Source organism: Streptomyces minutiscleroticus (genome assembly GCF_014650875.1).
In the GTDB taxonomy this organism is placed as follows: Bacteria; Actinomycetota; Actinomycetes; order Streptomycetales; family Streptomycetaceae; genus Streptomyces; species Streptomyces minutiscleroticus.
The window spans coordinates 79,923-97,093 of the sequence record NZ_BMVU01000003.1; the positions used below are offsets into that span (position 1 = coordinate 79,923).

15 protein-coding genes and 2 pseudogenes are annotated in these 17,171 nt (G+C 73.9%); 9 read left to right on the plus strand and 8 right to left on the minus strand.

Annotated elements, in window-relative coordinates:
* Positions 1-89: 89 nt before the first annotated feature.
* A pseudogene (locus IE271_RS05550) lies at positions 90-743 on the minus strand (EamA family transporter); the annotation flags it as partial.
* 29 nt (positions 744-772) lie between these two features.
* Between IE271_RS05550 and IE271_RS41670 the strand changes: the two are divergent.
* Positions 773-892 (plus strand): annotated as a pseudogene (locus tag IE271_RS41670) (XRE family transcriptional regulator); the annotation flags it as partial.
* Between the two features lie 40 nt (positions 893-932).
* Positions 933-1,574, plus strand: a complete 642-nt coding sequence (locus tag IE271_RS05555) for a hypothetical protein (protein ID WP_190189046.1) — start codon at positions 933-935, stop codon at positions 1,572-1,574.
* Between the two features lie 100 nt (positions 1,575-1,674).
* Here IE271_RS05555 and IE271_RS05560 read toward each other — a convergent pair whose 3' ends face one another.
* The 3 genes from IE271_RS05560 to IE271_RS05570 all read right to left on the minus strand — a co-directional run bounded on the left by IE271_RS05560 (position 1,675) and on the right by IE271_RS05570 (position 3,510).
* Positions 1,675-2,634: a bile acid:sodium symporter family protein gene (locus tag IE271_RS05560; protein WP_229919145.1), complete on the minus strand. Its 960-nt coding sequence runs from the start codon at positions 2,632-2,634 to the stop codon at positions 1,675-1,677.
* 100 nt (positions 2,635-2,734) lie between these two features.
* The gene (locus IE271_RS05565; protein ID WP_190189047.1) at positions 2,735-3,166 is read right to left on the minus strand and encodes a nuclear transport factor 2 family protein; all 432 of its coding nucleotides are present in this window, start codon (positions 3,164-3,166) and stop codon (positions 2,735-2,737) included.
* Positions 3,167-3,282: 116 nt separating this feature from the next.
* Positions 3,283-3,510: a hypothetical protein gene (locus IE271_RS05570; RefSeq protein ID WP_190189048.1), complete on the minus strand. Its 228-nt coding sequence runs from the start codon at positions 3,508-3,510 to the stop codon at positions 3,283-3,285.
* A gap of 449 nt (positions 3,511-3,959) precedes the next feature.
* On the opposite strand from IE271_RS05570, the gene IE271_RS05575 reads away from it, so the two are divergent.
* From IE271_RS05575 to IE271_RS05585, 3 genes are all read left to right on the plus strand, one after another.
* On the plus strand, positions 3,960-5,171 hold the full coding sequence (locus IE271_RS05575) for an MFS transporter (RefSeq protein ID WP_229919146.1): 1,212 nt from the start codon (positions 3,960-3,962) through the stop codon (positions 5,169-5,171).
* Positions 5,172-5,305: 134 nt separating this feature from the next.
* Positions 5,306-5,755 (plus strand): hypothetical protein, encoded by a 450-nt coding sequence (locus IE271_RS05580; RefSeq protein WP_190189049.1) that lies wholly within the window; start codon positions 5,306-5,308, stop codon positions 5,753-5,755.
* A 676-nt stretch (positions 5,756-6,431) separates the two neighbouring features.
* A complete protein-coding gene (locus IE271_RS05585) occupies positions 6,432-7,313 on the plus strand; it encodes a DUF2637 domain-containing protein (protein ID WP_229919147.1) in 882 nt (293 codons plus the stop codon).
* 202 nt (positions 7,314-7,515) lie between these two features.
* Here IE271_RS05585 and IE271_RS05590 read toward each other — a convergent pair whose 3' ends face one another.
* The gene (locus IE271_RS05590; protein WP_190189050.1) at positions 7,516-8,496 is read right to left on the minus strand and encodes a TIGR03557 family F420-dependent LLM class oxidoreductase; all 981 of its coding nucleotides are present in this window, start codon (positions 8,494-8,496) and stop codon (positions 7,516-7,518) included.
* Between the two features lie 414 nt (positions 8,497-8,910).
* Here IE271_RS05590 and IE271_RS05595 point away from each other — a divergent pair, with 414 nt between their 5' ends.
* Both IE271_RS05595 and IE271_RS41675 read left to right on the plus strand, forming a co-directional pair.
* The gene (locus IE271_RS05595) at positions 8,911-9,252 is read left to right on the plus strand and encodes an STAS domain-containing protein (RefSeq protein WP_190189051.1); all 342 of its coding nucleotides are present in this window, start codon (positions 8,911-8,913) and stop codon (positions 9,250-9,252) included.
* A gap of 299 nt (positions 9,253-9,551) precedes the next feature.
* Complete coding sequence (locus tag IE271_RS41675) at positions 9,552-9,917, plus strand: STAS domain-containing protein (RefSeq protein WP_229919148.1); 366 nt, start codon at positions 9,552-9,554, stop codon at positions 9,915-9,917.
* A gap of 532 nt (positions 9,918-10,449) precedes the next feature.
* On the opposite strand, the gene IE271_RS05605 is transcribed toward IE271_RS41675, so the two are convergent.
* Entirely contained in the window at positions 10,450-11,091 is a 642-nt protein-coding gene (locus IE271_RS05605) for an MBL fold metallo-hydrolase (protein ID WP_190189053.1), read from the minus strand.
* 91 nt (positions 11,092-11,182) lie between these two features.
* Here IE271_RS05605 and IE271_RS05610 point away from each other — a divergent pair, with 91 nt between their 5' ends.
* The gene (locus IE271_RS05610; RefSeq protein WP_190189054.1) at positions 11,183-11,608 is read left to right on the plus strand and encodes a MarR family winged helix-turn-helix transcriptional regulator; all 426 of its coding nucleotides are present in this window, start codon (positions 11,183-11,185) and stop codon (positions 11,606-11,608) included.
* A gap of 146 nt (positions 11,609-11,754) precedes the next feature.
* Positions 11,755-13,152: a dihydrolipoyl dehydrogenase gene (lpdA, locus tag IE271_RS05615; protein WP_190189055.1), complete on the plus strand. Its 1,398-nt coding sequence runs from the start codon at positions 11,755-11,757 to the stop codon at positions 13,150-13,152.
* Between the two features lie 335 nt (positions 13,153-13,487).
* Here lpdA and IE271_RS05620 read toward each other — a convergent pair whose 3' ends face one another.
* Both IE271_RS05620 and IE271_RS43255 read right to left on the minus strand, forming a co-directional pair.
* Positions 13,488-15,134, minus strand: a complete 1,647-nt coding sequence (locus IE271_RS05620; RefSeq protein WP_229919149.1) for an MDR family MFS transporter — start codon at positions 15,132-15,134, stop codon at positions 13,488-13,490.
* Positions 15,131-16,360, minus strand: coding sequence for a glycosyltransferase (locus IE271_RS43255; RefSeq protein ID WP_190189056.1), 1,230 nt, complete (start codon positions 16,358-16,360; stop codon positions 15,131-15,133). Before IE271_RS43255 ends, IE271_RS05620 begins: the two co-directional genes overlap by 4 nt.
* Between the last annotated feature and the right edge of the window lie 811 nt (positions 16,361-17,171).

Here is a 17,171-nt window from a genome sequence, read left to right on the forward strand (position 1 = left end):
GTGAGGGCGGCCGGTGCCTGCAGCGGCCGCGGCGGTGCGGGCGATGACGGCGTCGATCGGTGTGCGGCGGGCCGCGGGACCGTCCGGTGTCAGGTGAGGGCGCGGAGCCCGACGGCGACGGCGGCGGTGCCCGGGTCGGCGAGCTGGCCGCGGTGGATGCGTTCGGCGAGCACGCCGCGGGCGAGCAGGACCGTGCCGGCCGGGTAGAGGGCGGTGATCACGGCGACGACGGTGAGGTCGCCGCTGCGGGCGGCGAGCAGGAACAGCAGGTTCGCCACCGAGTCCAGTACGCCCGCGGCCGCCGACATCGCGTGGGCGGGCCGCTCGGAACCCGGCCTGCGGTGCGTCAGGGCGGCCGCGGTCAGGGTGACGGCCGAGGAGACCGCCCGGCCGACGACCAGCGGGGCCACCCCGCTGCCGGACGGGGCCTGGTGCAGGAAGACCAGCTGGAGCGCGATGGCGGCGCCCGCGCCGAAGGCCGGCAGCAGCGCCCTGCGGGAGGGGCGGGCGGAGCCGGCGCCGTGCCCGGCGCTGACCAGCACCACCGCCACCAGCGCGAGCGGCAGCCCCACCAGCCCGGCGGCGCTCAGGCGCTCGCCCTGGAGCAGGCCCACGCCGACGGACAGGGCCGCGGACACCAGCGCGGTCACGGGCGAGAGGACGTTCATCGGGCCGATCGCCAGGGTGCGGCAGAGCAGGGCGAACGCGGCGGCCGAGGCGACCCCGGACGCGGCGCCCCGGCCGGGGACCGCGGCGTCGAACGACCGTCTAGGCCGGCCAGACCGCCACCTTCGACGGGGACACCCCGCACACCTACCGCGGCGCGGACGCCGGACCCTGCGACCTGATCATGACGGTCCACCTGCCGCCGGGCCCCGTCGCCACCGCCTGACCCGTCCGGCACGCCGCAGGTGTGACCATAAGGTGTGCCGGTGGAATCGGAACAGCGTGGTGTACGACGGCAGTTGGCGTACGGGGCCGTCGGCCTCGGGTGCGCGGTGCTCGCCGTCTGGGCGCAGTGGGGCGGTCTGCTGCTGGTCGTCGCGGGACGGGTGGTTCCCGGCTGGTGGGTGAGCTGCGTCCTGTACCTCGCCGCGCTGGTGCTCATGAGGGCCGGCGACACACCGGAGCCCGCCCTCCGGGCGGACGAGGGGGACGCGACGGCGGGGCCCGGCCGCCCGGCGGCCGACCGGCCCGCGGGGAAGCGGCGCGCCGTCCCCTACCGGGTACTCCTCCTGGCGAAGGTCGCGGCGGCGCTGGGCATCGCACTCGGCGCGCTCGGCGACCTGACGCAGGAGGCGGACTACCGCGTGCTCGAACCCGAGAGCCCGCAGGGGTGCCGGGTCGTGGTGCGCGAGACGTCCTTCCTGGTCGCGGGCGGCGGTGACGTCTACGAAGTGGGGGTCATGGGCCTGGGCCTGAAGGTCGGCTCGTGGTCGTCCGACGACGGCTACCGCCCGTTCCGCTCCAGTACGTACGAACTGGACTGGGGACGCGAGGGCGACGCCCTGACGTTCAGCGGTACCCGCGGTGATCCCGTCCTCTGGTCGGACGTGGAGCCGATCGACTGCTGAGCCGCCGCGGCGGCAGATGCCGTGGTGCCCGCCGAGCGCGTCCGGGGGTGAGGCGCGGACGCCGGCCGCCGCTCGTACGGCGGCCGGCGTCCGCACGGTGTCAGCGTGTCCGGCGGGACAGCCAGGCCGCGACGAGGGCCCCGGAGACGTTGTGCCAGACGGAGAAGACCGCGGCGGGCAGGGCGGCCAGCGGGCTGAAGTGGGCGGTGGCCAGCGAGGCGGCGAGCCCGGAGTTCTGCATGCCGACCTCGAAGGCCATGGCGCGGCTCCCCGGCTCGCCCAGCCGGCCGAGGCGCCCCGCGCCGTAGCCCAGCGCCAGGCCGAGGCCGTTGTGGAGCACGACGGCGGCGAACACCAGCAGGGCGGCCGACTTGATGGCGTCGGCGCTGCCCGCGACGACCACGATCACGATCACACCGATGGTCAGGGCGGACAGCCAGGGCAGCACCGGCAGGGCGCGCTGCACGTGGCGGCCCGCGAACAGCCGCACGGCGAGGCCCGCGAGCACCGGCAGCAGCACCGTCTTGAGGATGTCGGTGACCATGGAGCCGGCGTCGACGGGCAGGTACTCGCCCGCCAGCAGCAGGGTCAGCGGCGGGGTGACCAGCGGGGCCACGAGAGTGGAGACGGTGGCCACGGAGACGGAGAGCGCGACGTCGCCGCGCGCCAGGTAGGTGACCACGTTGGAGGCGGTGCCGCTGGGGGCGCAGCCGACGAGGATGACGCCCGCGGCGAGCTGCGGCGGGAGCTGGAGCAGGTGGGCGACGGCCCAGCCGAGTCCGGGCATGATGACGTAGTGCGCGACCAGTCCGAGGGCCACCGCCCAGGGCCGCTGGGCGACCCCGCGGAAGTCCTGCGGGGTCATGGTGACGCCCATGCAGAACATCACCACGCCCAGCAGGTACGGCACCGACTCGCCCCAGCCGGCGAAGGTGTCCGGGAGGAGGAGTCCGAGGGCGCCGGCCGCGAGGACGAGGATCGGGAAGACGGTGACGGCGCGCCGCGCGGAGCGGTCGCCGATGTCGTCGTTGCCGTGCTGTGCGGGTTGTTCGGTTCTCACCGTGCGAGACAACGCCTGGCCAGGGGAGTGGCGCAAGGGCGTCTCGCGATGTGATCACCGGTCGGCGGGACCCGGCCCCGCCCCTCGGCGGGAGCCCGTCCTATCCGTCGGCGGGTGCCGGTGCGAGCCCGTCCGCGACCAGTCCCGCGAGGACGGCCTCGCCGAGGGCGTGGACGGCGGACCTGGGCCGGACCATGACCGTGAACTCCTTGATCCGCCCGTCGTCGGCGAAGTGCAGCAGGTCGATGCCGTGGATCTCCTTGCCGCCCGCCCTGGCGCGGAACAGCAGCACCTCCGAAGGGGCGGACGCAGCGTCGCCGCTGGTCTGCGAGGTGCCGGTGAAGTGCCCTATGTAATGGAAGTCCTCGAACGTGCGCAGCAGGACCCCGAAGAGGCCCAGCACCGCCCGCTTGCCCTCGAACGGCGGGAACTTCACCGGGCTGTAGAGGCGGACGTCGTCGGTGAACAGGTCGTCGAGTGCCGCGAGATCCCGGTTGTCGACGGCGGTACGGAAACGGTCCGCGGTGGTCATGTGCCCCGCCCCTCTGCGTGGTCGTGGATACGGACGATCACTTCCCGGCCGTCATGACGGGCACACGCGACAGCGGAAAGGCGGGTGGACGCCTGTGCGTCCACCCGCCTGTGCCGTCACACGTTCCGGCCGGTCCGCTCGGTGCGGCAGACGGCGGTCCCGGTCGGTGCGGGCGTGTACTGCTCCGTCGCGATCTGCCCGGTGAGCGCCGCCCGGAGCCTGGAGGCGGTGACGCTGTCGAAGCCGGTCACGGTGAGGTCGTGCCCGATGCCGGTGCCACGGCTCGCGAAGGTCACCCACTTCCCGCTCGCGGCGTCCCACCGTTGCAGGTCGAACGACTGCACCCGCGGCTCGGTCCCCGAGTCGGTGTACTCGTCCAGGTAGACCTCGTCGAAGGTGGTGGCCGCGCCGAAGCCGATGTCCGGCGTGATCGGGGAGGCCGCGTCGTCGGCGTCGGCCCAGCGGGTCGTCGGGTCGCCGCCGGTCAGGTGCTCCGCGCCGCGGACCGCAGGTCACGCTGTACTGCCCGGCACCGCTGCTGCGCGCGGGCGGGAACACTGTGACGGTCCTCGAACCGGAACGGCTCGGCGGGGTCCTGGAGCTGCGGGACCGCCCGGAGCTGGGGCCTCCGGAGGAGTATGCCGAGGAGTCCGACTGACGCGGCGGCGTGCACCGGCTCGGCCGCGCGCGGCACGGCTGTGTTTGAATCCGGGGAGGGGGTGATCACGGCGCCCGGCAGGGTCCACGTGGCGCGTCCGGCCCGTGGACGGAGAACGAGAGGCTGATCGTGTCGGTGCCCGGTACGGAACCCGCCGGCGAGCGGATGCGCGCCGCCGCTGCCCTCGCCCTCCTGGCCGTCGCCACACTGCTGTCGATGAGCGTGTGGTTCTCCGCCTCGTTCGTCGTCCCGCAGCTGCGGGAGATGTGGCACCTCACCGGCGGCGAGTCCTCGCTCCTGACGATCGCGGTGCAACTGGGCTTCGTCGTCGGTGCCCTCGCCCTCGCCGCGACCGGTCTGGCCGACGCGGTCCCCGGCAGGCGCCTGATGAGCGCCGGCGCGCTGGGCGCCGCCGCCGTCAACCTCCTCCTGCTGTGGGCGCCCGGATTCGCTGCGGCCCTGGCGCTGCGCGCGCTGACGGGGGCGTGCCTCGCCGCGGTCTACCCGTCGGCGGTCAAGGAGGTGTCCTCGTGGTTCCGCGAGGGCCGCGGCACCGCCCTCGGTGTGATGATCGGCGCGCTGACCCTGGGCTCGGCCGCGCCGCAGCTCGTCAAGGCCTCCGGCGGCCTCGGCTGGCAGGCGGTGATCGTCGCGACCTCGGTCCTCACGACCGCCGGCGCGCTCGTCGTGCTGCTGGTGCGCGGCGCCGGACCGTATCCGTTCCCGCGGTCGGCGTTCAGCCTGCGGGCGGCGCTGCGGGCCGTCCGCAGCCGTCCCGTGGTCCTCGCGAACATCGGTTACGCCGGGCACATGTGGGAGCTCTACGCGATGTGGGCGTGGATCGGCACCTTCCTCGCCGGCCTCGACGGGTTCGCCGGCACCCCCGACGGGGAGCGGCACGCGGCGCTGGCCGCCTTCGCCTGCATCGGGGTCGGCGCCGCGGGGTGCCTCGTCGGCGGCCGCATCAGCGACCGCTTCGGGCGCGCGCAGGCCGCGCTCGTCAGCCTCGCCCTGTCCGGCGGCGCGGCGGTCGTCCTCGCCTTCGTCCGGCAGGTGCCGCTGCCGGTCGTGCTGCTCGTCAGTGCCTTCTGGGGGTTCTGGGTGATCGCGGACTCCGCGCAGTTCTCGGCGATGGTCACCGAGAACGCCGACCCGCGCTACGTCGGCAGCGCGGTCTCCCTCCAGCTGGCGATCGGCTACGTGACGACGGCCGCGACCCTCTACCTCGTCCCCGTGCTGGCCGAGCACGCCTCGTGGACGACGGCACTCCTCGTCCTCGCGCTCGGTCCGCTCGTCGGGGTCGCGGCGCTGGTCCGCTACCTGCGGACGCGGACGGCGACGGACTGAGCGGTTCCGCCGGGGGCCGCGGCGGAGCCGGACGGCGGCGTACAACCCCCGGGCGGCCGGGAGTGTCTTGTCCCATGTACGGGGGAACCGGATGTTCCCGTACATCGTGCACCGCACACAACGGGGGAGAAGTGATGAACAGGAACCGCCGTCTCGTCCGCCGCGGCACCGTCGCGGCCTTCACCACGGTGGCAGTGGCCGGTCTCGGACCGGCCGGCCTGACGGCCTCCGGCGCGAGTGCCGCCGCCGCGCCGCAGACGAAGGAGATCGCCTCGTCGGTCCTCGGCGAGGACTACAGGTTCACGCTCACGGCGGTCCGCTCGGCCGACGACGCGTACGCCGCCACCGTACGGCTGCAGGTGTACACCTACGACGGCGGCGTCTGGACGGAGTCGGACCGCGCCACGGTCGGTGAGGCGGACGGGTGGTTCTGGTACCCGCTCACGGGCAAGGGGGGAGTCTGCCGGTTCTCCACCTCCGCCGCCGACCCCGCGCCCGTCGACGTGAGTCTGCTGATCACACCGTCCATCGGCTGTTCCGGGCCGGAGCACTTCGTCGTGGAGAACGGCACGATCCGCGCATAGACGGGATTCCCGGAGGGGCGGGATTCCCAGGGCGGAACTCCCGGAGAGGCGGATCCGCGGACAGTGGGAGCCGTGGACGGTGGGATTCGCGGGTCCGCCCCGCCGGGCCCGAACGCTCCGCACCTGTCGGGGAAGGAATCGACCCGCCGGGCGGAGACCGGCGGAACGGTGGGCACGCGGCATGTTGTGTTCCGAAAACCTCCCGGGCGACATGCACAAGGAAAAAAACCTTCCTGCTCCTCCGCGGAAATATTTTTCTCCGCCCGGCGGCATCGACGGTTCCTCGTGACGGCCGGACGAGACAATCTTTGGCGAATCCGTTCACTCGTATGCCGCGTATCCGGATGAATGCAGTGGCGTTACTTCGAATGTGACCAAGGAAAACGGCGAGCGACCGCCTCGCGTTCCGAGCCGGAGGCGGAAGTGCGGAAACGCCCCTGCTGAGCGCCGGGTGCGACGAAGGCCCGGCACCCGCGTCCCCGGCCGGGAGCACTGCTCGCCGCCCGCCGACGGAACCTTCGCCCGGGCGGATCTCCCCGGACGCCGGGGGCGGCCGATCTAGTACCGCAGCACTTCTCGGACGTCACGTCAGGAACGGGAAAGCCATTTCACCCGACGGTGGCCCCGGTCGTACCACACATTGACTCGAACGCGGGCGGAGCAGCTGATCTGCGCTATGTATCACGAACGTTCTGAATACTACCGGCCCCATGACGAGACGCCTTTCGACGAGACCGGCACCGGCAGACACCGCGCCTCGGACGAGAGCTTCGCGCAGACCCTGGTGCCGCCGGATCCCGGCTGGGACCCGGCCGAGGAGCTGGCGTTCATGCTCCAGGACGCCAGGGAGCAGGAGGACGACGCCGCTTTCGAGGAGGTGCCGGCCGCCACGGCCGCGGCCCCCGGCACGCCGCTGGGGAACCTGCACGACATCACCGCGGAACTGCCCCCGCTGCGCGAGGCGCCCAAGAGCCATCGCAAGGTCCGCAGGGAGATGAGCCGGCTGCGGGCGACGAGCCTTCTCATCGCGGCCCTGGCCGCGGTCGTCGCGTGCTCGGTGAGCCTCTTCGGCGGAGTGGTGGCGTACGAGCCCCTGCGCCTCGCGACCGAGTCGCGTCCGGAGGGCGCCGTGGCGTCCTGGTGGCCCCTGCTGATCTACGGCCCGTGGCTGGTGGCGTCGCTGTCGGTCCTGCGGGCCGCGCTGCACCGGCGCCGGGCGGTGCACTCCTGGGTGGTGGTCCTGCTGTTCTCGTCGATCGCGATGCTCCTGTGCATCCTCCACGCGCCCAGGACGGTCAGCGACACGGCGGCCGCGGCCCTGCCGGGACTGGCGTCGCTGGTCTGCTTCCAGCAGCTCGTCCGCCAGGTCACCCTCACCCGGCCGCCCCGGCGGACGACGACGCCCCGCCACCGGCTGAACCTCCCGTCGGCGCAGGCTCCCTCCGACGACGAGCAGTCCGGCGCGACGACGCGGCGCGCTCCGCTGCCGTTCCCCCACCAGCGCCATCACACGGACGACGGACGGCTCGACACCGACCGTCCCCGGCGCCCCGACTGACGGCGGAACGGCCGACGGGCGGACCGCCCCGGTGCCGCCGGGACCCGAGCCGGCCGTGTCCCACCTGCACGCCGTAGCGCGGGGCGGGAGGCACCGGCGGCGGACCCGGCGGATCCGGGGCGGTCCGCCCGTCGGCAGCGGGTCCCGCGGCCTGTGTCTGCGCGCCGGCGGGTTCCGCGACGGCGGGGCCTGCGGCGGTGGGTCAGGAAGCGGCGCGGTTCGGACGCAGCCGGCGCAGCGGCTGGGCGAGTTCGCGCTGGTAGAAGTCGATGAACCCGTCGGGGTCGGGGCCCGCGTTCTGCAGGACCAGCCGGTCGAACCCGGCGTCGACGTACTTCTGGGCGGCCGACAGGTAGCGGTCCGGGTCGGGGCCGCAGGCGAACTGCTGGAGGATGTCCTCGGTGCGGACCGTGGTGGTGGCGGCCTCGAAGTTCACGGGGTTGGGGAGCTCGCTCATCACCTTCCACCCCGTCACCGCCCAGCGCGAGGTCTTGAGCGCCGCCTCGGCGGCGGTCCGCTCGTCCTCGGCCCAGGCCATGGGCACCTCGGCGTACCCGGGTCCGGAGCCGCCGGCGGCGCGGTAGTGCTCGACGAGTGAGGGCTTGTCCTCGGTGGCGAACAGGCCGTCCCCGAGTTCGGCGGCGATCCGGGCCGCGTCCCCGCCGCCGGCGGCCACGGCGATCAGCGGGGCCTCCTCGGGCAGGTCGAAGACCCGGGCGTCGTCCAGCCGCAGGTGCTTGCCCTCGTAGGACCGGTAGCCGCCCTGCCACAGCAGGCGGATGATCTCCAGGGCCTCGCGCAGGAGCTCCTGGCGCACGCGCACCGTGTCGGGGAACCCGCGGCCGACGACGTGTTCGTTGAGGCGCTCGCCGGAGCCCACGCCGAGGACGAAGCGGCCGCCGGAGACCAGGGCGAGCGTCGCCGCGGCCTGCGCGATGATCGCCGGGTGGTAGCGGACGGTGGGGCACGTCACCCCGGTCACCAGGCCGACGCGTTCGGTCCTCGCCGCCACGGCGCCCAGGACGGTCCAGGTGAAGGGGGAGTGGCCCTGGACGTCGAGCCAGGGGTGGAAATGGTCGCTCATCTCGACGAAGTCGAAGCCCGCTGTCTCCGCGAGGACCGCCTGGCGGATGAGCTCTTCCGGGCCGAAGGCCTCCGAGGCCAGCTTGTAACCGATCTGCATGGGCACACCCTGACACCCGGCGGATCCGGACCCGGACCGACGACACCCCGACGACACCGCCCCGGTCCCCCGGCTCCATCCGAACGGCGGACCAGCGCTTTCCCGGTGCCGGCGCCGGACAGGCCCGTCCCGCGCGCTCGGCGGTGACGCGCGGGGCTCGGCCGGGTCCGTGACGCCGAGGGCGGGCCGGAGCCGGTGCGCCGGCCGGGGGCGCGGCCGGGTGCGCCCGTACGGACGGCCGAGCCGGCGCGGGACGGTGTGCCGCCGGCCCGTAGGGAATGCGGCCGTCCCTTCCGTACGGCGATGTGCGGGGATCGGGGCGGTCGCCTGACAGGGGCCGGAACTGTCGCCAGGCTGGAAGGACGGGCGAGCGGAGGGGGTGCGACCCGTCGTCGCTGATCAGAGGTGGCAGGCATGGCGCAGGGACCGGAACCTCCACTGGTCGTCCGCCAGGTGAGGGCGGATGGCGACGCGGTGCTGATGCAGCTGACCGGGGAGCTCGACGTCGACGCGGTGCGGCGGCTGGACGAGGCCGTCGTGGACGTCGTGCTCGGCGGGGACCGCGGGAGCCGGGTCCTGCTGGACCTGTCCGGCGTCACCTACTGCGGCCGCGACAGCGCGTTCACCCTGCTGGGCATGTGCATCACGCTGAAGGCGCTGGGCGTCGACGTGACCATCACCGAGCTGAGCACCATGGCGCGCATCGCCGTCCACGGCGCGGGCCTGGAGAGGCGGCTCCCGCTCCGCCGCCGGTGAAGGCCCACCGGATGTGAATGCGGATACGGACGCGGGTGCGGACGTGGGGCGCGGGTGCGAGTGCGGACACGGGCGCGGGCGCGATACGGGTGGGGACGGGGACGGAACCGGCAGCCTCGGCCGCGTGCCGGAAGCCGCCCTCAAGCACCCGTTCGGGTGTATCCAGCACCTTGTCCGTGCACGTTTTTGACGCGGTGAGGGACGGTGGCAGGGGGCGTGCCTTCGGTAGTCTCGGGGGAGGCTGTCGACGCGAGGCCCTGCCCCGAAGTCCGTATCGGCGAGCGCAGTTGAGGACCCCTGTGACCGGTTTTGACGGAGCAGCACAGCCCGATCCACTGTCGATCATCACGGACACCATCGAGGGTGTGCGGGTGGTCGTCCCGCGCGGCGAGATCGACTTCGGCAACCGTGACCACCTCGCCCGGACACTGCTCGCGCCCGGCGGCACGGCCCCGCCGCGGACCGTGCTCGACCTCAGCGACGTGACCTTCATGGACTCCAGCGGCATCAACCTCCTCGTCGTCGCGCACCGCACCGCGGTGGACGCGAAGGGCTGGCTGCGGCTGGCCGGGCTCCACGGAACCGTCCTGCGCGTCGTCCGGATGGCCGGCATCGACGCCGCCATCCCCTGCTACACCACGCTCCGCTACGCCCTGCACGCCTGAACCACCCGCGTCACACGGTGTGCGGCGGCACCGCCGGCCGACGCGGCCGCGAGCGCCGGTGCGGACCGCGCCGGTCCGCGGTGCCGGGACGTCCCGGCACCGTCCGGCAGGTCCCGCCCGTGCACAGGGGCACCGGCCTCTCGCGCGGTGCGTGCGGTGCGCGGTGCGTGCGGTGCGCGGTGCGAGTGGGCGGAGCGCGGTGTGGCTCCGGGCGGTCCGGGTGGTCCGGGCGGTTCATGTGGGTCAAGGGTGCCGACGCTGCGCGTACCCTTCGCGCGGCGGTCCGCCGAGCAGGTCGAGCACCTGCCCCGCCGCGGCTGCCGGCGGGGCGGGGTCGGCGCGTTCGGCCGCCGCACGGTGACCGTCCGGCAGGGCCCCGCCGCGTTCCGGGTGCGCGCTCAGCAGTCCGCGGGAGAGCCGTCTGCCGATCCCCGTCCACGCACGGTGGTACGCGGTGACCGGGTGCGCCGTCTCACGCAGGGTGTGATCGGCGACGGCCGGCTGCTCGTGGCGGCCCGGTGGGCGGGCGGGGTCAGCCGAGCCGGACGGTCGTGCCCGGGGGCAGGCGGTGGTAGCGCGTCGCGGTGCCGGGACCGCGGTCGCCCAGGAAGCCGCCGACCATCGCGGTGCCGACGTCGTTGAGGGCGCCGTCGTGGACGGCGTAGGCGTCGCGCGGGGCGACCTCGCGGACGTAGTCGATCAGGTGGCCGACGGTGGACCAAGGGGCGTGCACCGGCAGCAACAGCGTGTCGACGGTGGCATCGGGGACGGTCAGGGCGTCCCCGGGGTGGAAGAGGCTGTCGTCCACGAGGAAGCCGACGTTGGTGACGCGCGGGACGTCCGGATGGATGACCGCGTGCCAGGTGCCGTGGACCTGCACGTCGAACCCGGCCGCGGTGAACGCCTCGCCCTCTCCGACGGCGGTGACCCGGGTGCCGAGGCCGTCCAGCCGCGCGGCGACGGAGGAGGTGGTCCAGATGCGCAGGAGCGGGTTGTCCCGGGCCGCCCGGCGCAGTGCCTCCTCCGAGAAGTGGTCGAAGTGCTCGTGCGTGACCAGGACCGCGTCGGCGCCGTCCAGCGCCTGCGGCTCGGTCAGGCCGCCCGGGTCCACGACCAGGCGCCGGCCGTCCTTCTCGACACGGACGCAGGCGTGGCCGAACTTGGTGAGCCGCATGGCGGGCTCCCTTCCACTCGGGAAACTCTGGAACCAGACTGTACAAATAAACTGTACAACTAAATTCAACATGTCTGGGTAGACTGCGTCCATGGACGAAGAAGCGCTGGCCGAGGAGTTGCGGCAGACGATCGGAGAACTGGTCCGGGCGGTGCGGGTCGTGGACACCATGCCGCCCGGGGAGGCGGCCGCCCTCGGCTTCCTCGACCGCGGCGGCCCGCTGACCACGGCGGACCTCGCCCAGCGGCGCGGCGTGACGCACCAGTCGGCGGCCAAGTCCGTGAAGGACCTCATCGGCGGCGGCCTGGTGCGCGCCGAACCCCACCCCGGCGACGGCCGCAAGCTCCTGCTGCACATCACCGACGCCGGCCGCGCCCGCCTGCGGAGTGAACGCGCCCGGCGCGCCGGCGCCCTCGACGCCGCCCTCCGCGACGTCTTCAGCCCCGAGGAGCGGCGGCGGCTGCGCGACTGCGTCGCCCTGCTGTCCCGCCTGACCGCGCACCTCGCCGGGAAGTGACCGCCCGCTGCCGCGCCGGCGTCGGTGCGCGGGCCGCGCACGGGGTGCTCCCGCCGCGGGGAGCGGGCGCCGCACCCGCCGGGCCCCCGGGCCGGTGCCGGGCGGACCGGCGAGGAGTGCCGTCGAACCGCCGGTAGGCTGGCGATGTGACTCACTTTGATGTTCTCGTTCTCGGTGCCGGCCCCGGTGGGTACGTCGCCGCCATCCGCGCCGCCCAGCTCGGCAAGTCCGTCGCGGTCGTCGAAGAGAAGTACTGGGGCGGTGTCTGCCTCAACGTCGGGTGCATCCCCTCCAAGGCGCTGCTGCGCAACGCCGAGATCGCCCACATCCTCACGCAGGAGAAGAAGACCTTCGGCATCAGCGGCGACGCCACCATGGACTTCGCCGTCACCCACCGGCGCAGCCGCTCCGTGGCCGAGGCCAGCGCCAAGGGCGTGCACTACCTGATGAAGAAGAACAAGATCACCGAGGTGCACGGGCGGGGCGTGCTCACCGGCCCGAAGTCGGTGGACGTCACCGGCGCGGACGGCGCCACGGCCTCGTACACCTGCGACAACCTCATCATCGCCGCCGGTGCGCAGGTGCGGATGCTGCCGGGCATGAGCCGGAGCGCCAACGTCGTCACCTACGAGGAGCAGATCCTCGACGAGAACCTGCCGGGCTCGATCATCATCGGCGGTTCGGGCGCGATCGGCGTCGAGTTCGCCTACGTCATGAAGAACTTCGGCGTGGACGTGACCATCGTCGAGTTCCTCGACCGCATGGTGCCGACCGAGGACGCCGACGTCTCCAAGGAGCTGCTGCGGCACTACCGCAAGCTGGGCATCGAGGTCCTGCTGTCCACCAAGGTCGACTCGGTCGAGGACACGGGCTCGGGCGTCAAGGTCACCGTCAGCCCGGCCGGGGGCGGCGAGTCCAAGGTGCTCGAGGCCGACAAGATGCTGGCCGCGTTCGGCTTCGCGCCCCGGACCGAGGGCTACGGCCTGGAGGCGACCGGGGTGGAGCTCACCGAGCGCGGCGCGATCGCGGTCGACGCCCGCGGACGCACCAGCGTGGAGGGCGTCTACGCCATCGGCGACGTGACCGGCAAGCTCATGCTGGCGCACACCGCCGAGGCCATGGGCGTCGTGGCCGCCGAGACCATCGCCGGCGCGGAGACCCAGGAGATCGACTTCGCGATGATCCCGCGGGCGACGTTCTGCCAGCCGCAGATCGCCTCCTTCGGCTACTCCGAGGCCCAGGCCCGCGAGCTGGGGTACGACGTCAAGGTGGCGCAGTTCCCCTTCTCCGCCAACGGCAAGGCGCGCGGCATGGCCGAGGGCGTCGGCTTCGTGAAGATCGTGGCGGACGCCCGGCACAACGAGATCGTGGGTGCCCACATGATCGGCCCCGAGGTCACCGAGCTGCTGCCCGCGCTGACGCTGGCGCAGATGTGGGACCTGACCGCCGACGAGGTCGCGCGCAACGTCTTCGCCCACCCCACCCTGTCGGAGGCCGTGAAGGAAGCCGTCGAGGGCATCGCGGGACACATGATCAACCTCTGATCCGGTGTGACCGCGCGGCTGTCGTGACCGCGGCCGTACGGCGCGTACGGCACCGGAGCGGTGTGCGCGGGGCACCGGACGTGGCGGACACGCCCGGTGCCCCGCGCCGCGACGACGGCCTCGGGCACGCCAGCCCGTACGGCCGACGCGTACGGCCGGTCCGCATGGCGCGTACGGTCGGTCCGGACGACCCGTGCAGTCGGTTCGTACGGCGCGTACGGCCGGTCCGGATGATGCGTGCGGTCGGTCCGGGCGGCCTGCGTGGCCGGTCCGTACGGCCGGTCCCGGTGGCCGCACCGCCGCGGTCGTCGGGCCCGGGTGTCAGGTGTCAGGTGTCAGGTGTCGGACAGTTCCACGTCCGGCACCCGCGACAGCGCCACCACCAGGGCCGCCAGCATCAACGCCGCGCCGGTCAGGAAGACGGCCTGCAGCGCGTCCACCCAGCCCTCCAGGAAGGGCCGGGCCAGCCGGGGGCTCAGGGTGCGCAGGAACGCGGAGTCCTCCAGGTTCACGCCGCCGTCCGGCCGCAGCACCCCGCTCAGGGCCCGCGCGTTCTCCGGCTCCGCGGCGAGCCGACGGGTCGGTGCGTCCTCGAGCGCATCACCGAGCCTCTCTGCGATGCGGCCGCCCGCGGCGGAGAACAGCACCGACAGGAACACGGCGGTACCGGCGGTGCCACCGTTGGAGCGGAAGAAGTTCACCGAGGCCGTCGCGGCGCCCATGTCGGCACGGGGCACCTCGGACTGGGCCAGCGTGGTCATCGTCTGCAGGGCCGCGCCGAGCCCCGCGCCCATGAACAGCATCCCCGCCCACACGTGCCACAGCGGACTGTCCACCCGGAGCGTGGCGAAGACCGCCATGGCGACGGTGAAGGAGCCGATGCCCAGCACCAACGGTGGTTTGGGGCGGCCGGTGCGGACGAGCAGCCGGCCCACCGTCAGGGTGACGGCGACGTTCGCCGCCGTCGTGGGCAGCATGGCCAGGCCGGCCTCCGTCGGGCTCAGGCCCCGGGCGATCTGCAGGTACAGCGGCAGTGTCACCGTCGCGCCGAACATCCCGGCTCCCACCAGGAAGTGCAGCAGGGTGCCCAGCCGGAAGCTGCGGACGCCGAACAGCCGCAGTGGCAGCAGCGCCGCGGCCCCCTTGCGCCGTTCCACGGCGACGAAGCCCGCCAGACCGGCCGCACCGGTCGCGTACAGGACGAGCGCCGCAGGGGAGGTCCAGCCCCAGCCGCGGCCCTGCTCGGCCACGACCAGGAGCGGCACCACGCCGGCCGCGAGGAGGAGGGCGCCCCCGTAGTCCAGCCGGTGCCGGACGGGCCGGTGCGGCAGACGGCGCAGCACCCGCACGATCACACCGAGCGCGAGCGCCGCCAGGGGCAGGTTCAACAGGAAGATCCACCGCCAGCCCGTGACGCCCAGCAGGGTGTCGCTGCCGGCGAGCAGGCCGCCCACCACCGGGCCGACGATGCTGGAGCCGGCGAACACCGCCATGAACCAGCCCTGGTAGCGGCCCCGTTGACGCGGTGAGGTGATGTCCGCGACCACCGTCATCGCCAGGGACATCAGCCCGCCGCCGCCCAGCCCCTGCAGCGCCCGGAACGCGGCCAGCTGGTGGATGGAGGTCGCGCAGCCGCACAGCAGGGAGCCCGCCGCGAACAGGGCGATCGCCCAGACGTAGACGGGCCGCCGGCCGTGGATGTCGGACAGCTTGCCGTACAACGGTGTGGCGATGGTGCCCGTCACCAGGTACGCGGTCGTCACCCAGGCCTGTGAGGTCAGCCCGTGGAGGTCGTCCGCGACGGTGCGCAGCGCCGAGGACACCACCGTCTGGTCCAGCGCCCCGAGGAACATGCCGAGCATCAGCCCGGACAGCACGGTGACGACTTCCCGGTGCGACAGCCGCGGGGGCGGCCCGGCCTCCCGGCCCGGGCCGCCCCCGGCCGGCCCGGCGTCCTGCCGGGCCGCGTCCGACGGTGTCACGCGGTTTCCCCGGCGATCTTCTCGAGATCGGTCACGGCGGCGGAGACCTCCGGGAGGGCCAGCATCTCCAGCCGTGCGCGGCGGGCGGTCGCCGCGGCCCCCGGGTCGGCCAGCACCGCGCGGCAGGCGGCGGCGACCCCGGACGGCGTGCGGTCGGTGATGTGCCGGCCCAGGCCCAGCTCCTCGACGCGGGCGGCGTTGGAGTGCTGGTCGCCGAACTGGGGCAGTACCGCCAGCGGTGTTCCGGTGCGCATCGCCTCGCGCATGCTGTTGAACCCGCCGTGGGTGAGGAAGAGGTCCGCGCACTCCAGCAGCAGCGGCTGCGGCAGGCGCTCGGTGAGGTGGACGTGCGGCGGCAGGTCCGCGCGGTCCACGGGGAGCCCGGCGGTGGCGACGACCACCGTGCACTCGCTCAGTTCGGCGGCCGCCGCCACGATGGTCCGCAGCGTCTCCACCGGGTCGGGGAAGGCGAAGGGGAGGGCCGGGCCCCGCCCGCCCTCCTGCCGCTCGTGGAGCATGGGCAGCGCGGTGCCGAGCGCCGCCCACACCAGCGGCCGGTCGGTGGGCAGCCCGGTGACCCAGTCGGGCAGGACGGCACCGCGGTCCACGTCGACGGTCTGGCGGTACGACCAGGAGGGCGGCAGGTGGCGGGCGAAGCTGAACGAGGGCGGCACGTAGTCGACCCGGCCGTGCGGTACCACCGACATCGGGTCGTCCGGCGTGGGCAGGCCGAACTCCGCGCGCAGCGCGGTCAGCCCCGGCAGCAGCGCCCGGGGGTCGACGGTGTTGGCGGCGCCCGACGGAGTGGGCAGGTGCGGCACGCCCAGTTCCTCGGCGGCCAGGCAGACGCCCAGGTCCATGCCGTCGCGGAGCACCAGGTGGGGGCGGAAGTCGCGGGCCACGGGGAGCACGGCCTCCCGCAGCGCTCGGGCCATCGGCCCCGACATCGCGCGCGACAGGGTGTCCAGCAGCAGCCGCTGCTGCTCCTCGGGGGCGAGCCGCGCCGGATCCTCGGGCAGGGCGTCGCCGATCGCCGACGCCATGGAGCTGTCGGGCAGGTCCGGCAGGCGGGTGAGGACGGGCAGCTCCTCCCTCTCGAACAGTGGGGTCAGCGCCGACGTGGTGACGACCCGCACCCGGTGCCCGGCCGCGACGAGCGCCCGGAGCAGCGGCAACTGGGCTCGGCCGTGCGAGGGGCTGCCGAAGGTGGTGCACAGAACCCGCATGAAGGACCTTTCTGATCGGGGGATCGAGGATCGAGCGATCGGGGGATCGGGTGGGGGACTCCTCGGAAGGGGACGGGGAGGGACGGGCCGCGGAGACGGGGAACGGCCACGTCGAGGCGCGGCCGTGCGTCCGTGACGCCTCGCCCGCTCGTCCCGTGAACGTTGTGGACGCGTCCGTACGACAGCGTGCATCCCTGCGACAGCACGTCCGTACGACGGGCGTCCGTACGACGGTGGGAAAGGCCCAGCCCGCTGGGAAAGGGCCTCAGTCCGTCGGCGGGGCGGACGACCGGCCGGCGCTCCGCCGGACCGGGCCGGCCCGCTCCGGCCGCCCGGCGGCGGGGCCGGGTACGAGGAGGCCGCCCCCGGCGCGGCCGGGGCGCCTCGCCTCGCCGGGGCCGGCGTCCGCGCACACGACACGGTGTCGCGGGGAGGCGGGGCAGGCGCTCGTCACCGGTCCCGCGTGTCCGGAGCCGACGACGTCGACAGGGTGAGCCACGGATGATCACCTCTTCGGAAGGCCGGTGGCGGGCCTGACCGTACGTCACCCGCGTACAGGAAAGTCAACGGACGATGACAACGGTCGGCGACTTCAAGACACGCTCCGTAGTCACTCCGTCACGCGCCGGGCGGCAGGCCGAGGCGGGGCCCTCCAGCGGAGGGGAGGAAGGCGCGGTCGCGCTGCCCCGGGCGGGCCGGTATGACACGGCGGGCACCCGCGGCGCCTTGGTGAAGGCCGCCGCCCGGCGCTTGGCCCGCCGCCGAGGTGGACCGGCCGCGGCGGTCCGCGGGGAACCGGTGGCAGCGCCGC

Excerpts from the sequence above, each read along its gene's own strand:
- IE271_RS05565 (WP_190189047.1), bottom strand. The coding sequence starts at position 3,166 with ATGACCACCGCGGACCGTTTCCGTACCGCCGTCGACAACCGGGATCTC.
- IE271_RS05580 (WP_190189049.1), top strand. The coding sequence starts at position 5,306 with ATGAACAGGAACCGCCGTCTCGTCCGCCGCGGCACCGTCGCGGCCTTC.
- IE271_RS05585 (WP_229919147.1), top strand. The coding sequence starts at position 6,432 with ATGTATCACGAACGTTCTGAATACTACCGGCCCCATGACGAGACGCCT.
- IE271_RS05590 (WP_190189050.1), bottom strand. The coding sequence starts at position 8,496 with ATGCAGATCGGTTACAAGCTGGCCTCGGAGGCCTTCGGCCCGGAAGAG.
- IE271_RS05595 (WP_190189051.1), top strand. The coding sequence starts at position 8,911 with ATGGCGCAGGGACCGGAACCTCCACTGGTCGTCCGCCAGGTGAGGGCG.
- IE271_RS05605 (WP_190189053.1), bottom strand. The coding sequence starts at position 11,091 with ATGCGGCTCACCAAGTTCGGCCACGCCTGCGTCCGTGTCGAGAAGGAC.
- IE271_RS05610 (WP_190189054.1), top strand. The coding sequence starts at position 11,183 with ATGGACGAAGAAGCGCTGGCCGAGGAGTTGCGGCAGACGATCGGAGAA.
- IE271_RS43255 (WP_190189056.1), bottom strand. The coding sequence starts at position 16,360 with ATGCGGGTTCTGTGCACCACCTTCGGCAGCCCCTCGCACGGCCGAGCC.